The sequence below is a fragment of the Paenibacillus sp. FSL R7-0179 genome (assembly GCF_038002265.1).
Classification (GTDB): Bacteria; Bacillota; Bacilli; order Paenibacillales; family Paenibacillaceae; genus Paenibacillus_AQ.
In genome coordinates this window covers 3,332,519-3,358,840 of record NZ_JBBOCC010000001.1, presented here as the reverse complement: position 1 = coordinate 3,358,840, position 26,322 = coordinate 3,332,519, and the positions used below count along the sequence as shown (strand labels likewise).

19 protein-coding genes are annotated in these 26,322 nt (G+C 54.8%); 5 read left to right on the top strand and 14 right to left on the bottom strand.

From position 1 onward, the window contains the following. Positions 1–59 precede the first annotated feature (59 nt). Genes MKX63_RS14665 through MKX63_RS14645 form a run of 5 tightly spaced genes read right to left on the bottom strand, consistent with a single transcriptional unit; the run spans position 60 to position 4,980 of the window. Positions 60–1,073 carry a Gfo/Idh/MocA family protein gene (locus tag MKX63_RS14665; RefSeq protein ID WP_341017930.1) on the bottom strand — a complete coding sequence of 338 codons (1,014 nt, stop codon included), beginning with the start codon at positions 1,071–1,073 and terminating at the stop codon, positions 60–62. Continuing rightward, the gene (locus tag MKX63_RS14660) at positions 1,070–2,263 is read right to left on the bottom strand and encodes a radical SAM/SPASM domain-containing protein (protein WP_341017928.1); all 1,194 of its coding nucleotides are present in this window, start codon (positions 2,261–2,263) and stop codon (positions 1,070–1,072) included. Before MKX63_RS14660 ends, MKX63_RS14665 begins: the two co-directional genes overlap by 4 nt. After that, a complete protein-coding gene (locus MKX63_RS14655; RefSeq protein ID WP_341017926.1) occupies positions 2,263–3,384 on the bottom strand; it encodes a UDP-glucuronosyltransferase in 1,122 nt (373 codons plus the stop codon). The genes MKX63_RS14660 and MKX63_RS14655 overlap by 1 nt, the downstream gene beginning before the upstream one ends. 16 nt (positions 3,385–3,400) lie before the next feature. Next, positions 3,401–4,741: a hypothetical protein gene (locus tag MKX63_RS14650; protein ID WP_341017925.1), complete on the bottom strand. Its 1,341-nt coding sequence runs from the start codon at positions 4,739–4,741 to the stop codon at positions 3,401–3,403. Then, complete coding sequence (locus MKX63_RS14645; protein WP_340752608.1) at positions 4,738–4,980, bottom strand: acyl carrier protein; 243 nt, start codon at positions 4,978–4,980, stop codon at positions 4,738–4,740. Before MKX63_RS14645 ends, MKX63_RS14650 begins: the two co-directional genes overlap by 4 nt. A 156-nt stretch (positions 4,981–5,136) precedes the next feature. On the opposite strand from MKX63_RS14645, the gene MKX63_RS14640 reads away from it, so the two are divergent. Together MKX63_RS14640 and MKX63_RS14635 are read left to right on the top strand one after the other, a co-directional pair. Further along, positions 5,137–6,057, top strand: coding sequence for an AraC family transcriptional regulator (locus tag MKX63_RS14640; protein ID WP_341017924.1), 921 nt, complete (start codon positions 5,137–5,139; stop codon positions 6,055–6,057). Further along, positions 6,035–7,021 carry a hypothetical protein gene (locus tag MKX63_RS14635; protein WP_341017923.1) on the top strand — a complete coding sequence of 329 codons (987 nt, stop codon included), beginning with the start codon at positions 6,035–6,037 and terminating at the stop codon, positions 7,019–7,021. The genes MKX63_RS14640 and MKX63_RS14635 overlap by 23 nt, the downstream gene beginning before the upstream one ends. Positions 7,022–7,102: 81 nt before the next feature. Here MKX63_RS14635 and MKX63_RS14630 read toward each other — a convergent pair whose 3' ends face one another. Beyond that, positions 7,103–7,750 carry a FusB/FusC family EF-G-binding protein gene (locus MKX63_RS14630; RefSeq protein ID WP_341017922.1) on the bottom strand — a complete coding sequence of 216 codons (648 nt, stop codon included), beginning with the start codon at positions 7,748–7,750 and terminating at the stop codon, positions 7,103–7,105. Between the two features lie 355 nt (positions 7,751–8,105). Here MKX63_RS14630 and MKX63_RS14625 point away from each other — a divergent pair, with 355 nt between their 5' ends. Then, positions 8,106–8,888 (top strand): helix-turn-helix transcriptional regulator, encoded by a 783-nt coding sequence (locus MKX63_RS14625; protein WP_341017920.1) that lies wholly within the window; start codon positions 8,106–8,108, stop codon positions 8,886–8,888. A gap of 41 nt (positions 8,889–8,929) precedes the next feature. Here the strand turns inward: MKX63_RS14625 and MKX63_RS14620 are convergent, their stop codons facing one another. The 4 genes from MKX63_RS14620 to MKX63_RS14605 form a co-directional block, all read right to left on the bottom strand. Next, entirely contained in the window at positions 8,930–10,933 is a 2,004-nt protein-coding gene (locus tag MKX63_RS14620) for a beta-galactosidase (RefSeq protein ID WP_341017919.1), read from the bottom strand. 183 nt (positions 10,934–11,116) lie between these two features. Next, a complete protein-coding gene (locus tag MKX63_RS14615; protein WP_341017918.1) occupies positions 11,117–11,941 on the bottom strand; it encodes a carbohydrate ABC transporter permease in 825 nt (274 codons plus the stop codon). Positions 11,942–11,953: 12 nt separating this feature from the next. After that, the gene (locus MKX63_RS14610) at positions 11,954–12,844 is read right to left on the bottom strand and encodes a carbohydrate ABC transporter permease (RefSeq protein ID WP_341017917.1); all 891 of its coding nucleotides are present in this window, start codon (positions 12,842–12,844) and stop codon (positions 11,954–11,956) included. A 105-nt stretch (positions 12,845–12,949) separates the two neighbouring features. Further along, positions 12,950–14,302, bottom strand: coding sequence for an ABC transporter substrate-binding protein (locus tag MKX63_RS14605; protein WP_341017915.1), 1,353 nt, complete (start codon positions 14,300–14,302; stop codon positions 12,950–12,952). A 206-nt stretch (positions 14,303–14,508) separates the two neighbouring features. Here MKX63_RS14605 and MKX63_RS14600 point away from each other — a divergent pair, with 206 nt between their 5' ends. Together MKX63_RS14600 and MKX63_RS14595 are read left to right on the top strand one after the other, a co-directional pair. Next, complete coding sequence (locus MKX63_RS14600) at positions 14,509–16,302, top strand: sensor histidine kinase (protein ID WP_341017913.1); 1,794 nt, start codon at positions 14,509–14,511, stop codon at positions 16,300–16,302. 60 nt (positions 16,303–16,362) lie between these two features. Continuing rightward, positions 16,363–17,952 carry a response regulator gene (locus MKX63_RS14595; RefSeq protein WP_341018655.1) on the top strand — a complete coding sequence of 530 codons (1,590 nt, stop codon included), beginning with the start codon at positions 16,363–16,365 and terminating at the stop codon, positions 17,950–17,952. Here MKX63_RS14595 and MKX63_RS14590 read toward each other — a convergent pair. The 4 genes from MKX63_RS14590 to MKX63_RS14575 form a co-directional block, all read right to left on the bottom strand. After that, complete coding sequence (locus tag MKX63_RS14590) at positions 17,928–20,795, bottom strand: glycosyl hydrolase 115 family protein (protein WP_341017912.1); 2,868 nt, start codon at positions 20,793–20,795, stop codon at positions 17,928–17,930. The two genes, MKX63_RS14595 and MKX63_RS14590, sit on opposite strands and share 25 nt — an antisense overlap. Before the next feature lie 562 nt (positions 20,796–21,357). Continuing rightward, a complete protein-coding gene (locus tag MKX63_RS14585) occupies positions 21,358–23,268 on the bottom strand; it encodes a DUF2264 domain-containing protein (protein WP_341018654.1) in 1,911 nt (636 codons plus the stop codon). A gap of 28 nt (positions 23,269–23,296) precedes the next feature. Then, positions 23,297–24,433: a glycoside hydrolase family 88 protein gene (locus MKX63_RS14580; protein WP_341017910.1), complete on the bottom strand. Its 1,137-nt coding sequence runs from the start codon at positions 24,431–24,433 to the stop codon at positions 23,297–23,299. Between the two features lie 44 nt (positions 24,434–24,477). Continuing rightward, positions 24,478–26,289 (bottom strand): hypothetical protein, encoded by a 1,812-nt coding sequence (locus MKX63_RS14575; RefSeq protein WP_341017909.1) that lies wholly within the window; start codon positions 26,287–26,289, stop codon positions 24,478–24,480. Positions 26,290–26,322 lie beyond the last annotated feature (33 nt).

Genomic DNA, 26,322 nt, shown 5'->3' with positions numbered 1-26,322 from the left:
GCTTCACAGATAGACCCGGCGCTGCTGTGGCGTTTGGTTTCGGTCATTGACGGTCCGCTTCACAGATAGACCCGGCACCGCTGCGCCCCGGCCATGATCCGGGCTTGCAGCTGCACCCGTTCCCAGGTAGCGCCCAGGCCCTCTGCTTGTTGCCCGCTCATAATTGCTGCAAAAGTCTCCAGCTGGCCCACATAATAGTTCAGCGGTTCGAATTCGCATAGAGTGGTGCGGTTGTCCGGCAGATCATGCCGGATTTTGAGCTTGTAGAACCCCTTGACCGGCCGGAAGAAATCCGGGACGCTCAGCACGGTATGGTCGAAATACAAGGTATGCGAGGCCCGGAATGGCAGTTCGAAGGAAGTGAGGCATTCGGCCCTCAGCCCGTTCTTGTACTGCAGCGCCGCCTGAAAGGTCCAGTCGCAGCCATCCGGCCCGTCAAAGGCCGACTGCCCCAGAATCTCCTCCGGCTGAAGACCTGCAAGGGTCTGCACGAACTGCAGCCAATAGCAGCCCAGATCATTAAAAGCACCTCCGCCCTTCTCCCGGACACTCCGGTAATTTCCGGCATGCCCGTTCTTGGCAGGAACGGAAATCCGGGTGCTGATCCTGCGCAGCGAACCGAATTCGCCAGAATCGACGATCCCCTTCAGTGCCTGCTGCCAAGGGTGACAGGCAATCATCAGCCCCTCGGAGAGCTTCGGGGCAGCAGGGTTGTCCTTCGCCTGCCTTAACTGCTCCGCTTCTTCGGGATAGAGGCAGATCGGCTTTTCCACCAATACATGCTTGCCCGCATTCAAAGCCCGGATCGCCCACTGCGCATGAAGCTCATTGCTGAGCGCAATATATACTCCATCCAGTTCGTCTAGCTCCAGCAGCTCGTCCAGACTACCTGCCACATAGGGAATCTGGTATGCCTCGGCCATGGCCTCCGCCTTCGCCAAGGTACGATTGGCAATTGCCGTGACTTTTACCTTGTCCACCACCCGTGCAGGCTCCAGCATCGCTGGAACAGCAATACTTGAGGCACCCAGAATGCCGAGCTTATAGGCGGGCTGCTCTCCCCCGCTGCTCATATCTGGGCCAGCGCAGCATAGGTGTTCAAGTACAGCACATTACATTTGGAGCAGGCCGGCGACAAGCCTTCATCCAGAATCCGCCGCAGCCGGTCATAACGCGCAGAATTCCATATGTCTGTCAGCGTCTGCTCCTTCACATTGCCAATAGCCAGCTCGCCAAAAAATTTACACGCACTCACCATCCCGTTCGGGGCAATATCCACCCGGGTGCTGAGCGCCAGACATTTGGAGGTACTGCGGGACAGCATCGGCTTCCCGGCCACGAAATCCTCAATCTCATCAAAGTCCAGCCCCGGCTGATAGCGGATTCGGGTATTATTCCAGGTGTTGCTGTTAATCCGCCGCAGGTCATCGGTCAGCCTGGTGATATTCTCCGGCTTGATATGGTATTTGAACGCGTGCCAGCTGCTCCGGTGATCCGGCGGAAGCTCAGCCAGCCACTGGAAGTGCTCATCGTAGAAGCGGTCCATCTCAAGACTGGTGTCTTCCGAGATATACCAGGGGAAGCAGAGCAGCACCAGATCAACACCCTTGCGCTCAAAAAACTCCACCAGCTCATACAATCGGCCGATCATATTATCATTTATGACATTGTGCACGGAGATCCGGCCGCGGAAGCGGCCTTGCTCGCGCAGCTCCAGCAAACGGTCAACGGCGTCGATGACCTTCTGGAACGAATTTTTGCCGCGCAGGAAATCATGCTCCTCCTGGAACCCCTCGATCGGGATCAGCAGCTCCAGATTGTCGGAGACCGCGCACAGCTCCTCTTCGAACTTAGGGATCATGTAGGCATTGGTACAGATCGTAGTATCGCGGGGATGCTCCTTAAGAAGGTCCAAAATCTCCTTGGCCTGCCGGTGAAACAGCGGCTCCCCTCCCCATAAATACAGGCGGGACTGCGCCTCGTCCGTCTCCTCCAGCAGCCTCTGGATCATGCCCAGATCCATATCCAGATTCTGCTCGGCGGTATCCATATCATGATGGTAGCCGTCTTCATTCCATTGATAGCAATGCTTGCAGCGCAGATTGCAGCGGTTGGTCAGCTTGAGGGACATAATCTCCGGCATCACCGTCTTGAAGCCGGGATCATGCTTACGTTCCCGGTGCGGAACCACCACATTCTTGATTGTACGCTTCAATGCCTCAAAGGACTTGGCGTCCAGACTCACTTTACTGGTAGGCTGCATTAGCTTCTCCCTCCTGCTGCGGATAGTTGTCCGGCATAGCTTGCCGCATAATCCGGGTATTGGCCGCCGGCGTCCCTGAGGTTATCCGCCAGCTTAAGCAGCTCATCATCATCATAACCTGACGCAGCCCATTCTCCGTAAGTAATGCCGTAACCAAGCTTGACCCACAGATCGCTGTTGATCTTCTCATGCGGGCCGAAGGGATCAAGCAGCACCAGCGGTGTGCCCGAAGCCAGCGAATCGATCAAAGCGCCGCCGCCCGGCTTGCTGATGACTGCGTATGCCTGCCGGATGACTCCGAACATCCCCTCCCCATAGCTCTGACAGGGCGGGAAATGCTCCGTCCGGTTACCGGTTACCTCTGCAAACGGCGGGAAGGTATACTGCCCGCTGCTGTCCTTCGTCCAGGTGCGCCACTGCGGATCATTCATATAATAACGTCTTCCATGGGTAGCCTCGCCAATCTCCTGAATACTGTAAGCGGCGATATCCAGCTCGTACCCCGCCGACTCCAGCGCACCAAACTTCTCACGGAAGGTTCCAATCCCCCAGCCGCCCCCATGAACGACCAGCCGCCCGTTCCTCGCCGCGGCAGGCAGTGCTTCCCCAGCTCCGGCATCGATGCTGCACAGAATCTCCTGCTTCCCGGGATCATACAGGCTTACTTCATGATAGCCTTCCACATAACCCGGATTCAGTTTGCGCAGATTTTTCCACGATGGCGACAGGCCGGCGTCAATATACAGCAGGTCAGCATATACGCTCACCCCCGCCAGTCTACGGTACTGGTCCATGACATGCACCCAATGCCCGGACAAGACGATGAAGTGCTGCCGTTCCTCCCGCTTCCATTGCTCCAGCAGTTGTTCAACGGCTGCAGGGTCAAGACTGCTTCTTATATCGGAAGGTATTTTCTGTGAGGTCAGGGCTACGGCGAAGCTCTGCTGGTACGCCCTGCGGCTGTTGTCTGTCTGCTCCTTTTTGCGCTCAGGCATTAAGGTCTCGAACACCTCAATCTCCGCCTGTAGGCCCAGCGCGGTTAACTTGCGTTCCAGCAGCAGGCCAGGAACATAGAAGCCCAGGCCAAAGCCCGAGCATAGAATCGTCACGGTGTTATTCATTGGAGGGTTCCTTTCTTTATCGCAGGATAGTATAGCCTGTGCGCATGAGAGACTCGTCCAGCGTACGGATGAGCCCATGCTTGCGGTCTTCGTTCCGGTAAGTCAGGGCCGCATACAGCTTGCCCTTCACGGAACCGGCAGTACGGGCGGGGTCCAGCGGCTGGAGCGCGCTTGAGGTTAAGGGCATCACACCTTCCCCCGTCTCCAGCGAGAACAAAATCCCCGTCTCCTCCATCCGCTCCAGCAGCTCCTGATAATGAACCTTGCCCATAGCCGCCAGCGGTACCTGAATCAGGCAGGTGTGCAACCCCTCCTGCTTGAACCGGAGGTCCACATGATGCTTAATCAGACTCATCGACTTGCGGGCATTGATCTCTACCAAAGGCGCCAGACTTCCGTCACGCAGCAGCATTGAATCGACACATACGTCACCGTAATATCCGTCAGAGTACAGCTCCCGGCCTATGCCCTGCATTGTCTCCCAGTAGCCTTCCTTATCCAGCTTGTCCAGCAGAGAGGGCTGCGGGGAGTGGGATTCTCCGAAGGCAAAGCCCTGGTTCACCAGCTGCTGAACGGACAACAGGGTGATCCGGCCTTCCGGATCAATCTGAAACTGGCAGGAGAAGTCTGTCTCCCGGTCCAGCAGCGGCTCAAGGACAAACCGGATTCTTTTTCCCTGATTGCGGCTCGACTCCAGATACCCGGTCATCCGGCGCAGCATACGCTCTGAATCCACCAGTTGATTCCCTTTACCAGATACCCCGTACTCATCCTTGATCAGAAAAGCTCCCTTCTCCAGCAGCGCTTGTCCCGATTGCAGCAGCTCCTCCATACTCTGGACCACTACCGCAATATTCGGCAGCTCCAGCCGGTCACGCATCGCCGTAGAATAGCTCTTGGTATTCACTGCCCGTACAATGTCTTCATTAGGCAACGTAGGCAAAAGCTTGTACCGGCTAACCGCCTCCTGTGTCCCGGGAAGCACGGCGAAGGGCTCCAGCAGCGCTCCTTCCGGTATTAAGCGGTCCGGCTCCTGCCCGGCGTCCATCCGGCCCAGCAGCTCAAATACATTCAGCGCCGCCTGTGCGGGAACAGACTCCTCTGCCTCCAGACTGAGCGTATCCATATTGGTGCTGAATGCATAACCGAGCGATTGCAGATAGTCATATTGTGCCCGGTTCATCCCCTGGCGGGTTAAGAGAACATCACCGCTTCCGCAAAAGACAAACAGCATTTCATCCATCGCTTGTACGATAGCCAGTGCCTTCGCATCGGGAATGGCCGGCAAGGAGGCCAGATCCTCCTCCCGCCAGTACCGCTCCGACTCCAGGCTGCCGCAGTGCACAGCATTCCTCATTGTACGGCAAGCCCGGCAACATAAGCGGAGAACCGGTCCACTGATTTCAGGTGCTCCAGATCAAAGGTGTCGAAATCTACCTCTATATTGAATTCGTCTTCGACTCTCAGAATAAAATTAATGATCTGCAGGGAGTCAAGTGCGGCGTCCAGGGTCAGGTCAGAAGCTCCGCTGAGCGTCTGAAGCAAGCCTGGTTCCTCCTTGATTTCGGCGATAATCTCAATGACTTTCTGCTGCATGTGTCTACCCCTTTCAGGTTGCATAATTGGAATGAATAGGATGAATATACCAAATTTTAAGTTGTTAATATATGGTTGAATGCGCCAAAATATTCAGATATACTAGGGTGGATTCCAGTCATCCAACATAAGGAAGCAGGAAACGGAGGTTTGTTTATGGAAGCTTTTCCGGTATTCACGGGGGATTATGTATTCGACTCCTGTTCACCCGTACAAATGCTCCTGACTCAAAAAACGGTCACTTCTGTACGTCATCAGCATGATTTCGTAGTGCTGGCCTACGTGGTTCAAGGAACGGGCATACATCTGGCGGGCGAGGATAAAATGCAGGTAACGCAGGGGGATGTGATAGTGATTCCGCCGGGGATATCCCATGTCTTTCATCCGCAGGATCTGAGCGGTACCGAGCCGCTGCTGATCCTGAATTGTATGCTCAGGCCCGGACTTGACAAGGTGCTTAGAGAGCTGCCCGGGCCCTTGTCCGAAGAGGTTCTCATGCCGCTGCTGAAGCTTCTGGAGGTGCGGCAATGGTTCGGATACAGGGAGAAGAACAAGGAAATCCTCTTTCTGCTTGGGCGGCTGCACGGGATGCTGAACTCCGGCCTGCCTGTAGTCGAGCAGCGGCTATACCCTCCGCTGCTGGAGCTGGCGAAGCTGATTATGCCCGCTGCAGATCTTCCCTTCACCGAACGTCCGGGGACTCAGTATGACCCGCTGCATGATGTCCTCTTATATATGATCAGTAACTATAGTGAGCGGATCACGCTGAATGAGATGAGCCGCCAGCTTGCGATGAGCTCCCGCCAGTTCCAGCGGCTGCTCAAGAATAAGACCGGCAGGTCCTACATCCAGATCTTCCAGGAAATCCGGATGAAATACAGCTGTCTCCTGCTCCTGTTCACGAAGCTTGGCGTGCAGTCCGTGGCCCTAGAGGTCGGCATTTACGACATGAAATATTTCTACCGGCTCTTCCGCGAATTCAGCGGCATGACTCCCGCTTCTTACCGCGACCGGCTGCACAGCCACTTCAGCTCGGCGAAGGAGATGATGAGCAGTGTTGAACATTGCTCCTGTTAAGAGTACCCTGTACCCCAAGCTGCGCAGCTGTATCGATGATTGCATCCAGTCTGTAGCGCAGTGGCAGGGACTGGACAGCAAAGGCATGTACGGCGATGCCTGGCAGATGTACCTGGATGAGCCGCAAGCCCCGGACCAGCCGCTGATTGAGCGGATACGGCTGCCCCGGATCAATACCGGCTACCTGTCTGCATACCATGGCCTTACCTTCAGTTATATCGAACGGACCGGACCGGCAATGGCCCGAAGCTACATGCTTGACTTGCTGGAGCATCAGCTGTCCTCAGGCATGCCGGTTCTGGTCGGCTTCGACTCCTATGACTGTCCCTGGTGTGTAGCCTACCGCAGGCTGCATACGAGCCATGCCTGTCTTGCCGTAGGTCTGGACCGGGAGAAGAATCTGATCTATCTGACAGATGCTTACTATGGAAGGGAACTTGAGACGGTGGATTTCAGCATCCTTGAAGGGGCTTGTCATTTCTACGCCTTATTCGGGCGGTGCGAAACCTCCCGTTCCTGCTCAGACTGGCAGACGATCCTGCAAGAGGTGCTTACCAGCCCTGCCCGACAGGTTCGGCCAGATCAGGTGGGCGTCCAGCTCAGGGCGTATGCCCAGGCCTATCTGGAGACCGGGATACGGCCTGATAACACAGCTGAAGCCAGTTCAGCCTTCAAAATCTACGCCAACGCCCTGCCGATCAGCCGAATCCGGTTCAGCCAGTTCCTGCAGCTGCTGGAGCGCGAAGGCCCCGCACCTGCTCTTTCCCGCGGGGCTGAAGGCTACCGTCAGGCAGGCGAGAAGTGGGATCTGGTGAATCAGTTCATGATTAAGGGGATGTGCTCGGGCAACAAGCCCGCCGCACGGGTGAAGCTTCACAAGAATATGTGCGGGATCATCCGCCTGGAGGAGCAGCTTCTGGAGGAGCTGACAGATTTGACGATGACGACGCAGCCTGGCAGATAGTTCCCTCTACCATACACAACAAATAGAGCAGCGGCCCCCAACCGGGAACCGCTGCTCTGCTCTTTTAATCAAACTATCCTGCTACTTGCGCACCGAGAGGACGAACCGCTCCAGCGCGCTTATATCCGTAATGCTCTGATTGCAGCCCTGATTATCCATACATACATACTGGCCCACGGAAGCAAAATTATCTGCCGCCGCCAGCTCCGGCTTGGTCTTGACGGTCAGGAAGGCAAGCTCCTGCTGCCGGTTGCAGAACAGGCAGTAGCCCTTCTTGTGCACAGGCAGCATCCGGCCTTCCACGCCAATGAACTGCCCTTCATGCGGATAGACGATGAACAGCTTGTTCGTTGCGATGTCCGCCCAGGCCAAGTAAGTGACATAGCGGAAATCAAAAGACTGCAGATCAGGCAGCTTCATCTTTTTATTCTTGGGAAACAGCTTCTGAATCTGCTTCAGCGTAATCGGCGGAAACTGCTCCAGATAAGGCTCCAGCCCGCTGGTATACTGCTGGAAGTCCTCGGCCTTCTCGAAGGTGGAGATGGCCCGCAGCATCTGCTCCTGCCCGGCGGTCAGTGAAGCAAAGGCCCCCGTCACGTTGAGCTCGGCGCTGTATCTTACGGTCTCCAGGACACGGCGGTCTGCTACCGAACGCAATGTTTTCAGCACAAAATCCGCTTGTTTCTTAATGTAATTATATTGATGGTTTCTAATAAATGTTGGTGTCACAGCTCTTCAGCCCCTTATTATGATTGATTACAGCAATAAGGTGCAGAGCCTGCGATTAGAAACGATAATATCTGTTTGGGCGATCAAGATTGTCCTGCCGCACCCCACGCAAAGTATCGCCCCGGATCAGGCTCTGCATGAGGACTCCCTAGCTAATGAGCAATTCGTTGCCATCCGTGTAACCCCCTATCAAACTAACCTGTCAAAAGTATAGCAGGAAATTACGGAGGGAACAATTCCATATCCCTGCCTGATCCTCAAGGTCCTATGATATGACAGGTGTGCACAGAACAGGCCCGGTGGTAGAATATTGTGGTGTGCATCAATGTTACAGCAGTAAGGAGGAAGACCCGGTATGAACATTCATACATACGAACCGCTTGTGCCGAACATCGTGCTGTTCGTGGACCGCAGGTCTTTTGCAGAGTGGGAGATTGTCAGCAGCCCTATCGATTTCCATGATCTGACGTTCATTGTGGAAGGCAAAGCGGTCTATTATATTAACGGGGAGCGGTTCCCGGTGGAAGCCGGTGATATTCTCTATGTCCCTTCCGGCAGTACCCGGGAAGCCCATACGTTCGCAGAGGCACCTATGCATTCCTATGCGTTCAACTTCTTCTGGGAAGGAGCGGACAATCCGGTGCATCTGCCATTCGCGGCCGTAACCAAGGGCTGGATGACCAAAGAAATCCTGGAGGATATCAGGGAATTCTCGCATATCTGGATGAGCTCCCAGCCGCTTTACCGGATGAAGGCCCGGGCTATTTTTCAGCTGATTATCTATCGTCTGCTTAACATCGCTTATCATCAGGAGGCACCGCTGCTTGATCCGCGAATCCATAAGGTAATGGCTTATATGATGGATCATTATGCGGAGGAGGTTACGATCAGGGATCTGGCGGAAGGCATCGGACTGAGCCCGGTCTATCTGGGCAAGCTGTTCAAGCAGAATACCGGGTACACCTGTAAGGAGTTCCTGAACAAGGTCCGGGTGAACAACGCCGAAATGATTCTGTCTGCGGGGGGCTTTAATGTATCGGAGGTGGCTGAGCATTGCGGGTATCATGATGTGGCGTATTTCAGCAATGTGTTCAAGAGCCTGAAAGGATATCCGCCGTCATCGGCTCTGAAGGGATGACGGCGGCATGGTAGAGCTATTGTATAACAGGAGTGCCCCGTTTAATTAATAATCATAACGCCCCAAGCATCAAGTGTAAGTTCTTCATCCTGCCCGACCGTATCGCCGGACAACAGCTCCTGACCAGCCTCATGCGGATACTTGAAGCTGAGCGGCTGGGCGGAGTAGTTGTAGTAGTAACGGATAGTGCGGCCCTGGCGGTTCACGCCGGACTTCACGATGAGCGGGAACGACAGCTGCTGGTCCGCACCCCATAACCCGGCCAGCTGGAGCGTGTCGCGCAGGATCTCCGCAAGTGCGGCAGGTCCGGTCATACAACCGATGTAGGTGGCTGTTCCTTCGCCGAAGGTATTACGGGTGACGGCAGCATATTCGCCCCACTGGGGATGATCGTAGCTGGCCAGCACCTCCGCTGAACCGGGAACGATCATTTCCATCCAGGTGTGGACGGTGTGAACGCCTGCTTCGTCTCCCTCAGGGAACAGCTTGCCGGTAAGTCCCGTAACCGCATTCGGCGTGGCAAAATGACTGTAAGCAATGCCGCAGGCCTCATGAATGATCCCGGGCTGCGCCGTGTGACGTACCTTCACCTGTTCATCAGTGAATCCGCTCTTGAAGGAGTAGACCACATGCCCGCCGCTGCGGACGTAGTCATTCAACTGCTGGAGTGCTTCGTCCCCGGCGGCATACAGTGCAGGAACCACAACCAGCTCATACTCGCTGAGGCGCGGGCTTCCCGGCTGGATGAAATCGCAGGCGATGTTCATTTTATAGAGCTCATCGTACATCCAGCGGACCACATCGTTATAGATCAAACCGCCGGGCAGCTTGAACCATTCGATCGCTGACAATGCTTCATTGCTGACCATAACGGCCACCTTGCTGCTCTTCTTCAGTCCGATAAGCTGATCGCTTAACCGCTTGAAGTCCGCGCCGATAGTCTGGGCTTCCTTATATACCGGATTCGGCAGGAAATCATGGCTGAGCAAGCCCTTCCAGTAGGTCTCGAAGGAATTATGAATCGAATGCCAATGCCAGTAGGCGACCATTGAAGCGCCTGAGCCCAGATGGCTGAACGCCAGCTGCCGCAGCTGTCCCGGATAAGGCGTCCACTCGGGGAATGCTTGCGCCTGGGTCTCCAGCACGAAGTAGTTATCCTGCTTCAGCGAGCGGGTCATATCTCCGCCGAAGGCAATCTCGGCACCTGTAAGCTGATCCTGAGACGGGTGATAGATATCTGTGCCTGCAATGTCAAAGGGCTGCGAAGCCGCAAAATGATCCACCGAAGGCTGAACGCCGAACGAATACCCCCGCCACTCAAAATCGAAATTATGGGTGGTGAACTGCCCCGGCTGCTTATACTCATTCACGATTCCGACCTGCCATGCCAGGAACTCATTCACCAGTCCCCGCTGGAACCGGGCGAATTCCGCCCCCAAGCTGCCGTTGATCGTCCCCACCATGGACGGGAAGTCCTCCCAGCTGTCGATCCGGTTACTCCAGTAATCCAGACCGAACTGGTGGTTGATGGCTTCAAGTGTTCCGTAGGTTTCCCTCATGTATTTGACGAATCTAAGCTGGACGTTCGGTCCGGCTGTCTCATAATGCTTGGTCTCATTATCGATCTGGTAGCCGATGACTGACGGATGCTTATGTACCACAGCCATCAGCTTGCGGATGATCCGCTCCGAGTGGAACAGATACGCCGGACTAGTGATATCCATAATCTGTCTGGCGCCATATTTGCCTTCCCCTTTCACAGTCACGGCCAGCACCTCAGGGTGCTCCTTGACCATCCAGGCCGGCACCGCATAGGTAGGTGTTCCCACAATGACATGAATTCCGGCCTCATGCATCGCATCGAGCACTCTCTGTACAGAAGAGAAGTCGAATACCCCGTTCTGCGGCTCATGCGTGCTCCAGGTGGATTCGGCGATCCGGACGGTATTAATGCCCGCATCCTTCATCATTTGGATGTCCTGCGTAAGACGGTCATAAGGCATGTATTCATCATAATAAGCAACGCCGTATAACAAGTGATCCATTATAGTCCTCCTGAAAGTTTTGATAGCATATTCATCCTGAATCTCTTCGCAAAACTGGCTCCGGAAGCATACGCTTAGAGTTTTGTTAGCATACACATCCTGAATTCTCTTCGCAAAACTAGCTACGGAAGCATACGCTAAGAGTTTTGTTAGCATACACATAGAGCTTGGTTCGCTTTAAGTTTAGCCTTTTACCGCACCTGCTGTCACACCCTTGGTAATCTGTTCATTGAAAATGGCGTAGATGACAATGGCCGGTATCGATGTCAGCACCATGACCGCAAATTGTGAGCCGTAGTCTGAGGAATACTGGCCGGCGAAGTTCATGACCGAGAAGGGCAGCGTCTTCAGCGCATCTTTACTGAGGAAGGTCGATGCCATAATGAATTCATTCCAGCAGTTCAGGAACGTTGTAACGATGACCGTAACCAGTGCAGGCGCGGTAAGCGGTGCAATGATCTGGAAGACAATCCGGTAAATGTTCGCGCCGTCTACTACAGCGGACTCTTCCATCGCCTTCGGAATGCTCCGCATGAAGCCGGTCAGGATGAAGGTCCCCAGCGGTACAGACACTGCGGTGTAAGGCAGGATCAGCCCCAGATAGGAATTGGTCAGTCCCAGCGCCTTGAAGATGGCAAAGTTAGGCAGCAGGGTCGCATGAATCGGAATCATAATCCCCAGCAGGATAATGGTGAAGAAAATGGGGCGCAGCTTCCACTGCATACGGGTAAAGGCATAGCCCAGCGTAAGGGACAGAATCACTGTTAACAGAATGGTTACCGAGGTAACGAAGGTACTGTTAATGAAGTAGCGCAGGAATTTACCGTCCACCCAGGCATTGATATAGTTCTGCCACTGGGGATCACTCGGCCATTTCAGGACGCTGGAGGAGTAGAACTCATTGCTGCTTAAGAACGAGAAATCAATCAGCCAGATGAGCGGGAACAGCTGGACCAGGGCGACGATCAGGAAGAACACCCATAGTATGGTTTTTGTGCTTTTTGTCATGGTGATTCCTCCTTAGAATTCCGTCGCATCACTGCGGGTCAGTTTGTTGCTGATATAGGTGGCAAGCAGGCAGACAATAATGAACAGAATTGAAATGGCGTTGGCATAACCATATTGGCTGGCCGAGAACGCCTTGTTATAGAGATACACAGCCAGGAATTGGGTGGAATCACCGGGACCGCCGTTAGTGGTCAGGAACACGGTTTCCATCTGTTTCAAGGCGGTAATCATAGCCAAAGTAATCTGCACCGTAATAACCGGTGACAGCAGCGGAACTGTAATCCGCCAGTGCAATCGGAAGCCGGAGGCTCCGTCCAGTGAAGCGGCTTCATACAAATCATCGGGAATGCCTTTGAGTCCTGCATAATAGAACAGCAATCCCCAGCCGAAGCCGGCCCAGATCAGGATGAACAGCATGGAGATCAGCGCGGTGCTGCTATCCCCCAGCCAGGCATGCTTAAGCATTCCAAGCCCCAGGGAATCAAGCATTTTGTTGAAGGCGCCGAAGGTAGGGTCCAGCAGGGACAGCCACATTTTTGAAATAACGACTACAGAAATGACACACGGGATGAAGAAAATCGTTCTGAACCACTTCTCTGCCTTACCGCCGAGGCGGTCCAGCATAATGGCAAAAAAGATGGCAATCGGGTGTTGGATCAGGATGAAGCCCAAACCGAGCAGTACAGCATTTCTAAGCGCCAGCCAGAACCGTGAATCGTGGAACAGCAGCTGCGTATAGTTGGCGAATCCGATGAATGCCGAGGGCGTTCCCGGAGACAGGGTGTCTCTGAACGAGTAATACGCGCTAAGCACAATCGGCACGAGAAAGGTCAGGGAGAACAGGAGAATCCCCGGAAAGACGAACAGAAAGATTGCCATTTTGTTGTTAAATACTTTTTGCATGGAACTCCAACTCCATCCTTAAGATTAGAGAGGGGCAAGAATGCTTCCCGCCCCGTCTCCTTTCACTCTCTATAGTAGTAATCTATAATCTGTATTTGTGATCTGTTATTGTGTTTCCGCAGCCTTTTGAAGATCGGCCAGCAGCTGCTCAGGTGTTGATCCGCCGGCGAAGAACTTGCCGAAGGCATTCTGTGCATCATCCTTGAACTTAGGTGTACCGGAGTCGAGGGCGATAGAACCCGCTGTGCTGGTAGCGCCTGTCAGGACTTCAGTCAGCTGCTTCTGCAGCTCGCTCTCTTTGCCGGTAAGCTCATATTTCTGTGCCGGTACAGCCGCTCCGGTATCCCATACAATCTTGGCCCATTGATCGGCGGACATCATATAGTCGAAGAACTTCTTGGCTTCTTCAGGATGCTTCGAGCTGCTCACCAGTGAATATCCGCCGCCGTTCCAGGCCAGAAGATCGGTGTCCTTGCCTTTGCCGCCTTCAACAACCGGGAATTTCAGGACATTCACATTGTTGCGGAAGTCTTCCGGCAGCTTGTCATTCGTTGCCATCCCTGCTTCCCAAGAGCCCATATACCACATAGCAGCCCGGCCTTGCGTGAACAGGTTCTGGGAAGCGCCGTAGTCTGCTGTCATGAACGATTCCTGGAACAGCTTGGTGTCTCTGGCCTGGGCCAGCAGCTCAGCAGCCTTGGTGAAATTCTCGTCGCCAGTGAAATTCTTCTTCTTCGCTACCGCATCCAGCATCAGGTTCTGATCGCCGGTAAGGCGTACCACAAGGTCCTGGAAGAAGGCCGCGAAGCTCCACAGGTCCTTACCGTTCATCGACATCGGCTCAATGCCTTTGGCGCGGAACTGCTTGCCTGCTTCCAGCAATTCGGCGTAGGTGGTAGGAATCTTGATGCCGTTGTCATCGAACAGCTTTTTGTTATAATAGATCACTTCATAGTCACTGTTGCGCGGCAAGCCATACAGCTTATCATTGAAGGTAAAAGATTTGTACACGCCCGGCAGGAATTTATAAGTATCTCCTTCATATTCCTTAGGGTCCAGCTCTTTCACATAGCCGGCTTGTACCAGCGTATTCAGCTCTGCTCCGCCGTGAACCATGGTCACATCCAATGCTTCGTTGGAGGCCATGTACGCCTTCAGCTTGTTTTTGAACGGCTCCTCGGCGAGGGTCTCGATATCGATCTTCACATTGGGGTTCGCTTTGATGTAGTTGTCGATTACCATTTGCTCTGCCAGCCCCTGGCCGGATTTACGGTCGGGAAGGTTCGAGAACAGACGCAGCGTCACTTCCTTGTCGGTAGAGCCAGTTGTACCGCCGTTCGTGCTGCTGCCTGCATTATTGTTCTTGTCATTACCGCCTCCGCATGCGCTAAGCACCGAGACCGCCGCAAGGGCCGTAACCAGCAGTATATTACGTGTGGATTTTGAATTCATAACCATGTCAATTCCCCCTATTTGTTATGGATCGTGGGTTGCTTTCTTTGTTTCTGAACACATCGTACCAGAGCATCAGAGTCAGGGTCAGTAGAGAAAAAGAGAGTAATGTTGAAAATTGTCGACTTCGTTTGTCAGCTCCCTTGTGTATATTCGGCATTGCGCATAAGATAAAAAACAAAAAGGTTAGTGATCCTGTGCTGCGCTACTACTTGAATTTGAACCTGCGATACAAGATAACCATACTGATCTTCCTGCTGATTACCGGGGTGGCCTGCACGCTCGGCGCTTATTCCTATAAGATCTCCAAGCAGCAGATTATCAATAAGGTGAGCAATTCCAACCAGAGCGTGCTCAAGCAGATTGACAGTAATCTCGCCCGTATGCAAAAGACGTTAGCCGACTGGGTCACGGTATTCAGCCTCGCTCCAGTCGTCCAGGACACTCTGCGGAGCAATACCCCGGATTCCGCGAAGATCGAGAACCAGCTCTATAACGGACCTACTGCGTCGATTATGAACCAGATGCTGGTGACCGGAAGCTTCGACTATCTGGCTCTGTACGGCAGCTTGTCCGAGCCGCTGTTTCAGGTTGCCACCGATGACAGCAGCGGTGCGTATAGTTTGAGCAAAATTACCTCAAATGATACTTATAAACAGACCGTTGCCTTAAATGGTGCCTCCTACTGGTTCCCGCTGACAGAAGAGAACAATGTATTCATTCAAAGCAACCGCAATGACAAGCTCGGCATGACCCGGATTATCCGTGATATTGTGAACGGGAACCGGATCGGCTTCGTGTTCGTCGGCATTAATCTGGAGACCATCCGCAGAACCTATCTGACAAATCTGTATGACAAGGATCACGGCATCCTCATTCTGAGTGAACAGGGCACACAGCTGCTGTCGGCAGGCAAAGAGACCTATAGTCCCGCAGCCGTAAATTTCGTGATGAAGCAGGGGAAGGCCGGCATCCGATCCGGCAACACCATTGTCAGCCTGGAGGGTAAGGATACGCTGCTGAATTACAACATCAACGAGGATGGCTGGATTACCCTGTACAGTGTTCCACTCTCTTCGCTGACCGGGGAGCTGAATTCCATTAAATCGGCAGTGCTCATTATGGTATTAGCCAGCCTGGTGCTTAGTATTCCTCTGCTCATGTTCTTCTCCTCCTTCCTGACAGCGCCGATCAAGACGCTGCTGTTGTCCATGCGGCGCTTCCAGAACGGGCAGTTCGAGGAGAAGGTGGAGATCAAATATTGGGATGAGATCGGCCAGCTGAGCCGGGGCTACAATAATATGGTCAGCAACATCAAGGCGCTTGTGGACGACGCCTATCTGCTGAAGCTGAAGGAGCAGGAAGCGGAGCTGAAGGCGCTGCAATCCCAGATCAACCCCCATTTCCTCTACAACATGCTCGACACGATCTTCTGGGAAGCGGAGGCGGCAGGACAGGACAAGATCAGCGAGATGGTCATCAACCTCTCCCGGCTGTTCCGGTTAAGTCTGAATCAAGGCAAGAGCTTCACCAGCGTAGCCAAGGAAAAAGAGCTGATTGAGCTGTACCTTACGCTCCAGAAGATGCGGTTCCAGGAATCTCTGGAGTATGTGATCGACATTCCTGAGGAGCTGTACCCCTATGTCATCCTGAAGCTCAGCCTGCAGCCCTTCATTGAGAACGCACTGATCCACGGCATCGAACGCAAGCGCGGCGGCGGACGGATTAGTATCAGCGGACAGCGGACCGGAGATCAGCTAAGGTTCGTGATCGAGGATAACGGGGGCGGGATGAGCAGTGAGACGCTGCAAAAGCTTCTTGCCATGCCTGACGAGACAGATGTGTACACTGCCCGGGATGTCGGCGGCTATGCGGTGCAGAATGTACAGGCACGGCTGAAGCATTTTTATAAAGGTGACTATGCCTTGAACTATACCAGTGTTCCCGGAGAGGGCACGCGCGTAGAGATCGTAGTACCGGTGATCGTAAATGACATGCAAGAATAGACACAGCCAGGCGGACAGACAATACAAATACAGATCGGAGGGGATGGTCCCTTGTATAATATGATTATTGTGGATGATGAGGAGCGGGCGCGGGTAGGCATAACGACCCTGATTGACTGGCAGGCGCACGGCATCCATATTGCAGGCGAAGCCAGAGACGGACTGGAGGCACTTGAACTTCTGGATACCTATGCGGTCGATATCATGCTAACGGATATCCGGATGCCGCAAATGGACGGACTGGAGTTAATTAAGATTGTCTCCGAGAAATACCCCAGCGTCAAATCTGTCATTATGAGCGGATACGATGATTTCGCCTATGCCCAGCAAGCCATAAGGTCGGGAGTCAGCAACTATCTGCTGAAGCCGAGCCGCCGGCAGGAGATTCTGAGCACTGTGCTGGCCATCACGGAGCAGATTCAATCGGAGAAGCTGGAGATTAGTACGCTTGAGCATCTGCGGCAAGGCTTCCGGGAGAGTCTGCCCCTGCTGAAGGAGAAGACGTTAAGCCAGCTCATTCTCACCGAGAGTCCCTCGTATTCCCGGCTGCTGGCTAATCTGAAGATGAACCAGCTGGTTTTCCCTTATCTGCTGTACGGCATCATTCTGCTGCGGATCGACAATTTCCAGCTGCTGCATGAGAAGTATATGCATGAGGATACGGAGCTGCTGAAGTACGGGCTGAAGAATATTTGCGAGGAGTCGCTGCCGGAGACTGTGCTGTGTGTTGCCTTCGAGCATCAGGACGATATTGTGCTGATTCTGAATACGGATGAGCTGCCGGATCAGGCTGAATTAAGCGGTTATATCCGGATTATTCAGGAGAATATCGCCAGCTTCTTGAAGTTCACTGTGTCCGCCGGGATCGGAAGCATTGACAAGAATATTGAGCATCTGCGCCACTCCTTCGTGGAGGCCTGCCAGGCTTTGAATACAACCAACTACACTGGCATTGCTAAAATCGTGGAGTACAGCGGGGAATTCGATGCCGAGTCCTCTCAGTCCTCCTATCCCCTGCATGAGGAGCAGGAAGTGCTGAAGGCGGTACGCGGCGGTTCTCCCGGCGACATTGCCGATAAGCTCACGCTGTTCAATGTAGCCCTGAAGCCTGAGACGGTATCCAGGGACCAGGTGATCAAGTCGAGCTTCGCCCTGTTCTTCGCCCTGTATAAATTATGTATTGAGAACAATGTCAATGTAAATAAAGTCTTCGGGCAGAATCTGACCGAGCTGATCCATGTCCTGTCCCGCTCCAGTCTGGATAACCTGTTCCAGTCGCTGCTGGAGACGGCAGAGCGGGTCAGTGAGCATCTGACGTCCAAGAAGAACAGCAACAAGCTGCTCGAAGCGGCCAAGAGCTATATCGGCGAGCACTTCATGAAGGATATCAACCGCGAGATCGTTGCCAGGGAGATCTATATTACCCCCGGATATTTAAGCTTGCTGTTCAAGCAGCAGCTTAAGATCAGCTTCATCGATTATTTGCACAAGGTCCGCATTGAGCATGCCTGCCAGCTATTCAAAGATCCCGGAATGCGGATCGAGGATATCGCTCTGCAGTCCGGGTATAATGATACGAAATATTTCTATCAGGTGTTCAAAAAGTATAAAGGCCTCACACCCAATCAGTTCCGCAGCAATACGGAGTGAGGGGTCAGGAAGCTCTCCTGCGGCCCCAGACAGGATGCCGGCAGCGGCCCGCGGGACAGCACCAGCTTCTGCAGGACCAGCCCGGCATCCAGGCCGTAAAAGCGCAAGGTATGCTGCCCCGCTGTCAGAGGGTGACGGGTCACGGAAACATGGGCATTGTCCATTACTGCGCGGCACCAAGGCCCGTTGCTGTGATTGCCGCCTTCATAATCCGGCGGCAGCGCATCGGCGGTGACCGGCGCTTCCCCGTCGAACCCGGCAGCATACCTCAACCCGCTGACCGGCGACAAATGATTCGTCGGCGCCAGGAAGACGCTAAGCAGGTATTCACCCTCGTGCCGGACGAACAGCCGGTACTCCAGGTAAGGGGCCTTCTCCGGCCGGCCGAAGGAGACGCCGGCCGGGAACATTTTGACAGCTGACAGCGTCCGTCCGTAGTTCTCGATAATCTTCCATTCCACCCCGCCGCGCGATACGCGGCTGATGGCATGCTCCGCTTCCATAGACACCACTCCATGAGCCTCAATAAAAGTAGCCGGCTCGAATCCCTCAAGATCTGTCCAGTCCACAGCAACAGTAACCGTTACGCTTCCTCCGGCACCTGTCAGGATAATCTCGCCTGTTAAGGCTCCCGTTACCTTCGTCCAGTCCACAGTTACGCCAATCTCCGCCCCGCTGTCTATCCAGCCCTGCTCCTGCTCCAGCCTGATCCAGTCTGCGCTGCTTACCGCCTGATACTGGAACCCTGCTCCGCCCGTGCTGACGGTAATCAGGTATCGCTCTTGCAGCAGATTGGTGAACGGCGGGAGCGCGGCGGTCCCTGCTGTGTATCCCTGCTCTACTCCCTCCACCCCTGCAATCATTGCGGCCTCCCGGCCGGGGATCACTCTGCTGACCTCAGGATAGCTCCAGCCCTCCGCATCCCAGCGGACATAGCCGACATGCGGGGAGCTCATCATGCCCTGCCATTTGCCGTTCGAGATTCCTGTGTTATAGCGCTGCTCCAGCTGCTTGTCGCGCTGAATGGCCTCTTCCACAAGAACAGCATAGCTATTAGCTAATATACTCCCGCGCCCTGCATGCAGCCTGTTCAATCCGGCATAGATCTGCATAGCGTTCACATTGGCGGAAGCGGCTGCGGGATAATAGACCAGCTGGTAATATGCATCCCTGAGCGCTTCAGGCAGCCCCAGCTCATACGCTGCCGCTGCCCGCTCCAGACGGAGCGCCTCGGCAAGCAATCGCTGCGCCTCCTGATGATGCAGCAGGCTGAAGGTATCAGGCCTGATAATCTCGGGCTTGCGGCGCCCGTTCATCCGGGTGTAATCCGCCAGCACTTGGGCGATTCCGGCAACCGTCTCCGGCCGGGCTCCGGCCCCGAACTGCTGCCTGGTCCAGCGCTCCGTATACTCCGCCGTCCGGTTAACCGCATCTGTTCCCCAAGCCTCGTAATCATAAGCCAGGTCCAGGAAATAAGAGACCGGCAGTTCCATCGGCTTCAGATCGCCGGCATTCACCACCCATAGCTCACGGATGCCGTAATCGAACGCCATCGTCATCTGCTCCCACACCTTCTCCAGCGGAGTGGTATTCACCCATTCATAGGAGTGGGGACCGCCGTGATAGTCGAAATGGTAGTAGATTCCCCAGCCAGGGGAGCGCTTTTGCTCATGCTTTTCCGGGATTTTGCGCAGATTGCCGAAGTTATCGTCCGACAGCAGAATGATTACATCCTGCAGAACATCCCAGTCCTTAAGCCCCTCCGCTTCGGATGTACCGTACCAGTAGGTCTCAACCTCCTTGTAGACAGCCAGAACCTGCGGCAGATGCTCCAGGTTATACTGCTTCAGCAGCGCCTTCTGGGTCAGGATAATCTGCTTCAGCAGCTCAATATTCTCCTGGTCCGAGCCTTCCAGCGCCGAGTCGCTCTCGCCCCGCATGCCGAGCGTCACCAGGCTCTCATATGCCCCATTGCGCTTGAGTCCGTCCTCCCAAAATGCAGTAATTGCCCGGGAATTCCGGCGGAAATCCCACAGGTTACTTGTCCCGTACTGCGCATAGACCTTCTGCCATTCACTGCCGGCCCGGAACAGCGGCTCATGATGCGAGGTCCCCATCACAATGCCGTATTCATCCGCATGCACCGCATTCGCAATCGGACTGCTTGCCCCGTTCAGGCTGAATTCCGCACTCCACATCGCCGGCCACAGGAAATTCCCCTTCAGCCTCAGAATGAGCTCGAATACCTTGTCATAGAAATGCTCATTGAAATCGCCGAAGGCATGGGTTACCCAGGAGCCGAGCGAAGGCCAGTCATCGTTAAGGAAGATCCCCCGGTATTTCACTGACGGCTCTCTGGAGCTGCGGTTCAGTCTGCTTGCGGGAAGGGCCAGACTCTCCACCTGCTGCGGAACCACATCGGCAAAATACACCCACGGACTCACTCCGATCAGCTCAGAAATAGCATACATGCCGTAAATCGTCCCGCGTTTATCGCTGCCCGCAACGACCAGCGCCCGCTCCACTCCCGGTAGCGGCTGCTCTATAATTTGCAGCCGGTAGCATTCCCGCTTGCCTTCAATAGCAGAGACATCCAGACGGTGCTCTGCAATCAGCCTGCTGATCAGCCCGTTCCCGCCGGCCGGCCCGGCGATAATAACAGTGCCCGTGAGCTGCTCTGCTTGGGTGAGTATTGCAGGTGCGATTCCGCTAACCAGTCTGATATCCGCACACAAAGACTCCGCCACCCGGCGCAGCCCCTTATAGTCAGTCCCCTTCGGGTCCAGATATAGCTGAACCGCCCCTTCCGGGGCGGCAATGATAAATTTCTCGTCCGATATCATGCTCTCATATCCTCCGCTTCTTTCGTCTTCGCATACTTATCACATTATATCGGGAGAGCGGTTACAGACTCCATGGTCTAACTAGCAAGAGTTTGTAATTTGTAAAGGAGGCGGTGTTGGGCGACTTGGGACGTTTAGCGGGTTGGGACGTTCAGGTGGCTGAAAGAGATAGGGTAGGTTGGGCGGGTTACGATGTTCAGGTGGCTAAAAGAGGTAGGGTAGGTCGGGGGCATTCGTTGACTGGGGGCGTTCGAAGCGAATATTCGGTGTAGTTGTATTCTGTACATTTAAAAACAGTAAAAGGGACAGAATTACTCTTTTAGTTGTATTCTGTACAGCTAAAACTGCCCCAATATGTGAAAAACCGATTATTGAGGCAGTTTAATTGTATGAAATACACCTAAACGGTTATTCGGCTATACATCAGATGATTTAGTTGTACAGATGGCACTTATACATAGCGCTTGATTAGACTAATGAATGGGTTCAGAGACGAAACCACTTGCTATTTCCACTATATTAAATCCAATGCCGACGTCCTATTGAAGATGCAGCTAATGTTTTATTGTAACGGAACTATAATCTCTGACCCGCCAATAGTGGTAATTGAAATGCGCTCCTTGCTGAACTTAACCCTCAGCATTGCTTCAGGCGATTGGTCCAGAATTGAGCTGACTTCGCCCGTACTGTTGGCAGATCCATCTACTGAAGGATCACCGTACACGGCGGAGGCCAGCCAATGAACTCCAGGCTCTAGGGAGACCGTTAAGGTTGGCAGCACTGTCCGGGGACGAAGCAGGTTCGTATTTGCATTTGGCCAGATTAACTCAGCCTTCGAGTAGCCCGTCAGCCCCTTGATGCCGCTTGTGCCCCATGCAGTAGCTGCCGCTGTGCCGATTCCGCCGAACTGCTGCGCAGGCTTCGCTTCCTGTCCCAGCGCGAACCCTCCCTCGGCTGCATCCAGCGTCCGTCCTGTCTCCAGCCGGTGAATGCGAATATGCCAGGGCAGTCCTGCTATGACCCAGGTGTGCACCTCAACGTCCGTCCAAGGCTTCCAGACCGACCGCAGGACGTTGTCCGTGATCTCAGATTGCAGATTCCGGCGCCGTACCCGGTAGAGGTTATCTCCCCTTTCGCTCAGCGCAAGCATAGAATCATAGGCACCCTGTGACAATCCCCATTCTGAGCGGGGAACGCTGAATCCGAAGCCCGTGGAATAGACGAATTTCTCGTATTTGGCTGAGGTATGCGTATGCTCATTGGTAGATAAATGCCCGCTGTTGAAGGCGGCCACATGACCGGAAGCCGGTTCGTGGACCAGAACAAGATGCGGCGGAAGCTGCACACTCAATGCCGGAAGCTCCGGCAGCGGCAGCTCCGGTTCGCTCCAGAACGGATGCTCCGCGCCGAGGGCAAGCGGCAGGAATGTCTTCAGCGCCCAGTAAGGCGAGCCGGGAGCATTATAATTCTCTGCCATGACCAGATTCGGATACGTGTATCCGATCGTCAGTACACCCGCAGCATCGAAGATCGGCTGGCGGAACCACCAGCGCAGATTGCGCAGGATGATACCTTTGACCACTCCGGCAGGGAAGCCTTCCACCTCTGCATACGCCAGGGCGCTCCAGAATGCAGACTGGGCGAACCGGTAGGCCAGACTGCGGCCGTAGGGAAGCGCAGCGCCGTCCGGGGCGAACCAGCCGATGAATTCAGCAGCGAACAGCCGGGCGCGTTCTTTGAACAAACGGGAACGCTCCGGGTCTTCCCGTTCCATCAGCTTCGCATACAGCAGCGAATAGTAATGGATGGCGAAGGGCCCGTAATAATCACAGTGTCCGTTAACGCCGTCGCTGTACCAGCCTTCCCCCAGATAGAACGCATCCATCCGCGTCAGGTTCCTCTCCAGCTGCACCGCATCATAAGGCCGTCCTACCGTACGGAAGCCGACATTCACTAACACGTTGAAGAACAGCCAGTTGCAGTCGTAGCAGGGATGGGAATTGATCTGGTTTAGCCAGTTGTACAGATGCTCCTGCTCCTGCGGAGCAAGCGGGGACCAGATATGCTCCGGCACAGCCGCCAGCGCGAAGCCGAAGGCGGCCATCTCGACCAGCCGCTGGTCATAGTCTCTCACATTGCCCCAATATTCCTCATGGGCCGGATCGGTGCCGTGCCGGATGCCCTCCAGCACAGTGGCCCATAGCCTACTTTCCCCGCCTCCGGCGAGCAACGGAATCATTCCCCAGAGCACCCGGGAGAAGCCTTCCATTCCGGCAGTGGTTGCCGGATAGCTAGCTCCCGTAATTCCGATCTCAAGTCTGGCGCTGCCTCTGCTATAGAGCGGCTGAAGCGGCTCTGTCAGCTGGTCAAGGGCAGCCAGCAGATCGCCGCGAGTCTTCAGCGGATTGCTCTGAATTGCCAGATTGCCCCTCGCCAGGCCGCCTGCCGCCGGATTTCCAATTACCGGAGTCATCTTATTATTCGTCATTGTCATACTCCTCCTACTCCCAGTAGAACGGGCCTGCTCCCTTGATCCGGGCCAGTGCCTCGACATAGAAGAAATCCCCGTAGATCAGCGGCACATCGATGTTCCGGTCCTCAGGATAGTTGCTGGTGCCGTGAAGCAGCAGCCCCTGTTCGCCGGGATTGTCCCAAGTTCCGTAATTGCGGTAGAGAGATTCCGTGATTCTAAGCGCCCCGTTCCGGTAGACATGAGCCTCAGATTCTTCCACCAGCCCGGCCAGGAGCAGCAGACCGCTTGCTGCGCAGGAACCGGCTGAAGTATCGCGGATCTCACCAACCTCACCTGGAGCGCGGAAATCCCAGTGCGGTACCTGATCCTCAGGCAGCCGGGTCAGGAAGAAATGTGCAACCTGCTTGGACGCATTCAGATAGCTCAGCTTGCCTGTATGGTGATAGGCCAGCGCCAACCCGTATAGTGCCCAAGCCGCACCGCGCGACCAGGCCGATTCCGGCGCATAGCCCTGTCCGCCCAGCTTCTCTGCCACTTCGCCCGTCTCCGGGTTGAAGCTGACAATATGATAGACCGAGCCGTCCGGCCGGATGAAATGCTCCAGCACCGTATCCATATGCGCCTCCGCGATATGCCGGTAACGCGGGTCTCCGGTGACTTCGGAGGCCCAGAACAGCAGGCTGGTGTTCATGCTGCAGTCGATAATGGCCACCCCGCTGTTGTCCTCGCCTTCTCTCCAGGGATTCCAGGCCCGGATATAGCGGCCCTTCAGGTTGAAGCGGGCGGCCAGATAGTTGGCGGCCTTCAGCCCGCGAACCCGTGATTCTTCTCTGCCCGTCAGCTTGTAATTGGCAACGCTGGTCAGCAGCCACATGAAGCCAAGATCATGGTCCAGCTTCACATAGCCGTCCAGCACCTCATCCAGCCGCTCCTCGCAGCGCTCGGCTACAGCCTTCAGGCTCTCATCTCCGCTCCCTGCATAGAGCTGCCAGAGCATGCCCGGCCAGAAGCCCGCAGTCCACCAGCTCGGCACTTCCAGGACATACTTGCCGCCTTGACTGGCATGCGGGAACTCGGCCCCGATGCTGATGCTGTTCGTTCCCGTCTTCTCCAGCGCCTTACCCCAAGCCTCATCTACCCAAGTCTGATCTATGGTTCTGTTCATTTGAATCCCGCCTTTATGTGAATGTAGTACCCGTGCCGTGCGTCTTACATAAACTCAAAAGTAAGCACCAATACGCCCTCTGCCCCGGGCTGGAGAACCTGGAAGTCCAGGCTATGCCACACCGTGTCCTGGCCATAGTGGTCCTGGTACACATGTGCGGTAATCTCCGGCCGCATGATCTGCGGATCGTAGGTTACCTGAACGCCGTGTCCTTCAGCACCCGGTAGCAGTACTAGCCCTGGAGCCGACAGCTCCGGTCTGTGCCACGTTACGAACCGTTCCGTCCAGCTTGCCGGAGCTCCGTCATACTGATAGGTGTCAGTCAGCTCCAGACGGGGCAGCTCCTCCTTATGCCAGACCAGCGAACGGACCAGGGATTGCAGTCCGGCTACCGGGTACGCCCGGGCCAGCTCCAGCGTCAGCTCATCCTTCACCTCCGCCGCCGATGCATGCAGCACCGTTGCCTCGAACTCCCGGCCGGCCCCCTGAAACTGGCCGTCAATAATTGGCACGCTATGGCCCTGCGACCCGTTGCAGTCATAGCCGTAACGGCCGGCACCGAAATAGTCCGCCGTGTACTCTCCGCTGCCCAGATCAGCCGCGAAAATCTCCCCCCGGCCGCTCAGAATAAATTGGCCCAGGTCATTATGGTTATGCGGCTCGTCGTTATGGCCTCCCTTGGCCGCGAAGCCGTAGGCGCCCGCAGCAGAGACATGCCGCGATACGAGCCAAGCGGCATCAGGCAGATAGCTGCTGCCTGCCTCCCAGGACTCGTTCTCCTGCCCGGCTCTTGTCCAGATCAGATTACGCAGCGCCGGTGCGAAGCGGCTGCAGTGATCCTCCGTGAACGGGGCGCGCAGCGCAGACGGCGGGCGCAGGACATCCGGATAGACGTCCGCCAGATAATGGGAGAGTCCCATATGCACCCGCACCCGGGGGACAGAATCAGAGAAATTGGCGACATAGCTGTCGTCCATAAAGCATTGCTGCTGGAAGCGGGCGATCTGTGCCACCTTCACCTGCTTGAACCAGTCCAGCCTGCCTCCGCTTCTTGAACGGAGCAAATCACTGTAATAAGTGAAATAGCCGAATCCGTAATTCCAGTAGCCCAGCCCCTCCTGGCAGGCCCCGTCTTCCCCGAAGCCCTGCAGATAATAATTCATGCTGCTCTCTGTCTTCAGGAGAATATCCGCCAGCAGGTCCTTGTCCTTCACAAGGAGCAGTGCAGCAGCACCCACAGAACCCGCGCAGACTGCCGCCCAATTGTGAGTGGAGGTCTCCCAGAAATACGGGCCATGCGCAAGGAACGGCTGGAAAATCCTGCGCTCCACCTCACTGCGTATCCGGGAGCGGAGCAGCAGCGGGAGACGCTCCCCGAGCAGCAGCAGACACTCGCTTAACGTAAAGCCTGTCTCGGAGGAGAACAGATCGATATGCCGGTTAATCTCAGCAGCATCATGCTTCTCAGGAAGATGAGCGGGAACACACCACGTGTACTCATCGCAGATCGCCCATAGAATATCTGTAAGCTGCTCCAGAGCTGCTGCGTTCTCCGGCTCCAGCAGACTAAGGAACACATACGTATTCAGCCTTCTTCTGCGTTCAAAATAAGGGCGCTCATATTCCAGTCTCGACCCCGTCTGCCGGAAAAGGGTAAACAAACTATACTTCAGCAGCGGTATAGACCGCCCTTCCAGCCGCTGTGCTTCTGCGCGAATCTCACTGATACTGGCCTGCAGCACTTCAGAAGATGCTGCCTTACTCCAAAAAGCAGCCGAATCTCCCTGCGGATAATATAGGCTGAGATCTGCCGGCTTCATGTTCTCTACGATTGCCTTAAGTTCCTGTATGTTCATGCCTAAGCTCCCTCTCATGTTCAGTCTGTCTGT

Bases quoted from the DNA above. Each gene is read 5' to 3' on its own strand.
- MKX63_RS14615 (WP_341017918.1), bottom strand. From the start codon at position 11,941: ATGACAAAAAGCACAAAAACCATACTATGGGTGTTCTTCCTGATCGTC.
- MKX63_RS14625 (WP_341017920.1), top strand. From the start codon at position 8,106: ATGAACATTCATACATACGAACCGCTTGTGCCGAACATCGTGCTGTTC.
- MKX63_RS14620 (WP_341017919.1), bottom strand. From the start codon at position 10,933: ATGGATCACTTGTTATACGGCGTTGCTTATTATGATGAATACATGCCT.
- MKX63_RS14590 (WP_341017912.1), bottom strand. From the start codon at position 20,795: ATGATATCGGACGAGAAATTTATCATTGCCGCCCCGGAAGGGGCGGTT.
- MKX63_RS14585 (WP_341018654.1), bottom strand. From the start codon at position 23,268: ATGACTCCGGTAATTGGAAATCCGGCGGCAGGCGGCCTGGCGAGGGGC.
- MKX63_RS14645 (WP_340752608.1), bottom strand. From the start codon at position 4,980: ATGCAGCAGAAAGTCATTGAGATTATCGCCGAAATCAAGGAGGAACCA.
- MKX63_RS14665 (WP_341017930.1), bottom strand. From the start codon at position 1,073: ATGAGCAGCGGGGGAGAGCAGCCCGCCTATAAGCTCGGCATTCTGGGT.
- MKX63_RS14655 (WP_341017926.1), bottom strand. From the start codon at position 3,384: ATGAATAACACCGTGACGATTCTATGCTCGGGCTTTGGCCTGGGCTTC.
- MKX63_RS14605 (WP_341017915.1), bottom strand. From the start codon at position 14,302: ATGGTTATGAATTCAAAATCCACACGTAATATACTGCTGGTTACGGCC.
- MKX63_RS14650 (WP_341017925.1), bottom strand. From the start codon at position 4,741: ATGAGGAATGCTGTGCACTGCGGCAGCCTGGAGTCGGAGCGGTACTGG.
- MKX63_RS14660 (WP_341017928.1), bottom strand. From the start codon at position 2,263: ATGCAGCCTACCAGTAAAGTGAGTCTGGACGCCAAGTCCTTTGAGGCA.
- MKX63_RS14580 (WP_341017910.1), bottom strand. From the start codon at position 24,433: ATGAACAGAACCATAGATCAGACTTGGGTAGATGAGGCTTGGGGTAAG.
- MKX63_RS14595 (WP_341018655.1), top strand. From the start codon at position 16,363: ATGATTATTGTGGATGATGAGGAGCGGGCGCGGGTAGGCATAACGACC.
- MKX63_RS14610 (WP_341017917.1), bottom strand. From the start codon at position 12,844: ATGCAAAAAGTATTTAACAACAAAATGGCAATCTTTCTGTTCGTCTTT.
- MKX63_RS14575 (WP_341017909.1), bottom strand. From the start codon at position 26,289: ATGAACATACAGGAACTTAAGGCAATCGTAGAGAACATGAAGCCGGCA.
- MKX63_RS14640 (WP_341017924.1), top strand. From the start codon at position 5,137: ATGGAAGCTTTTCCGGTATTCACGGGGGATTATGTATTCGACTCCTGT.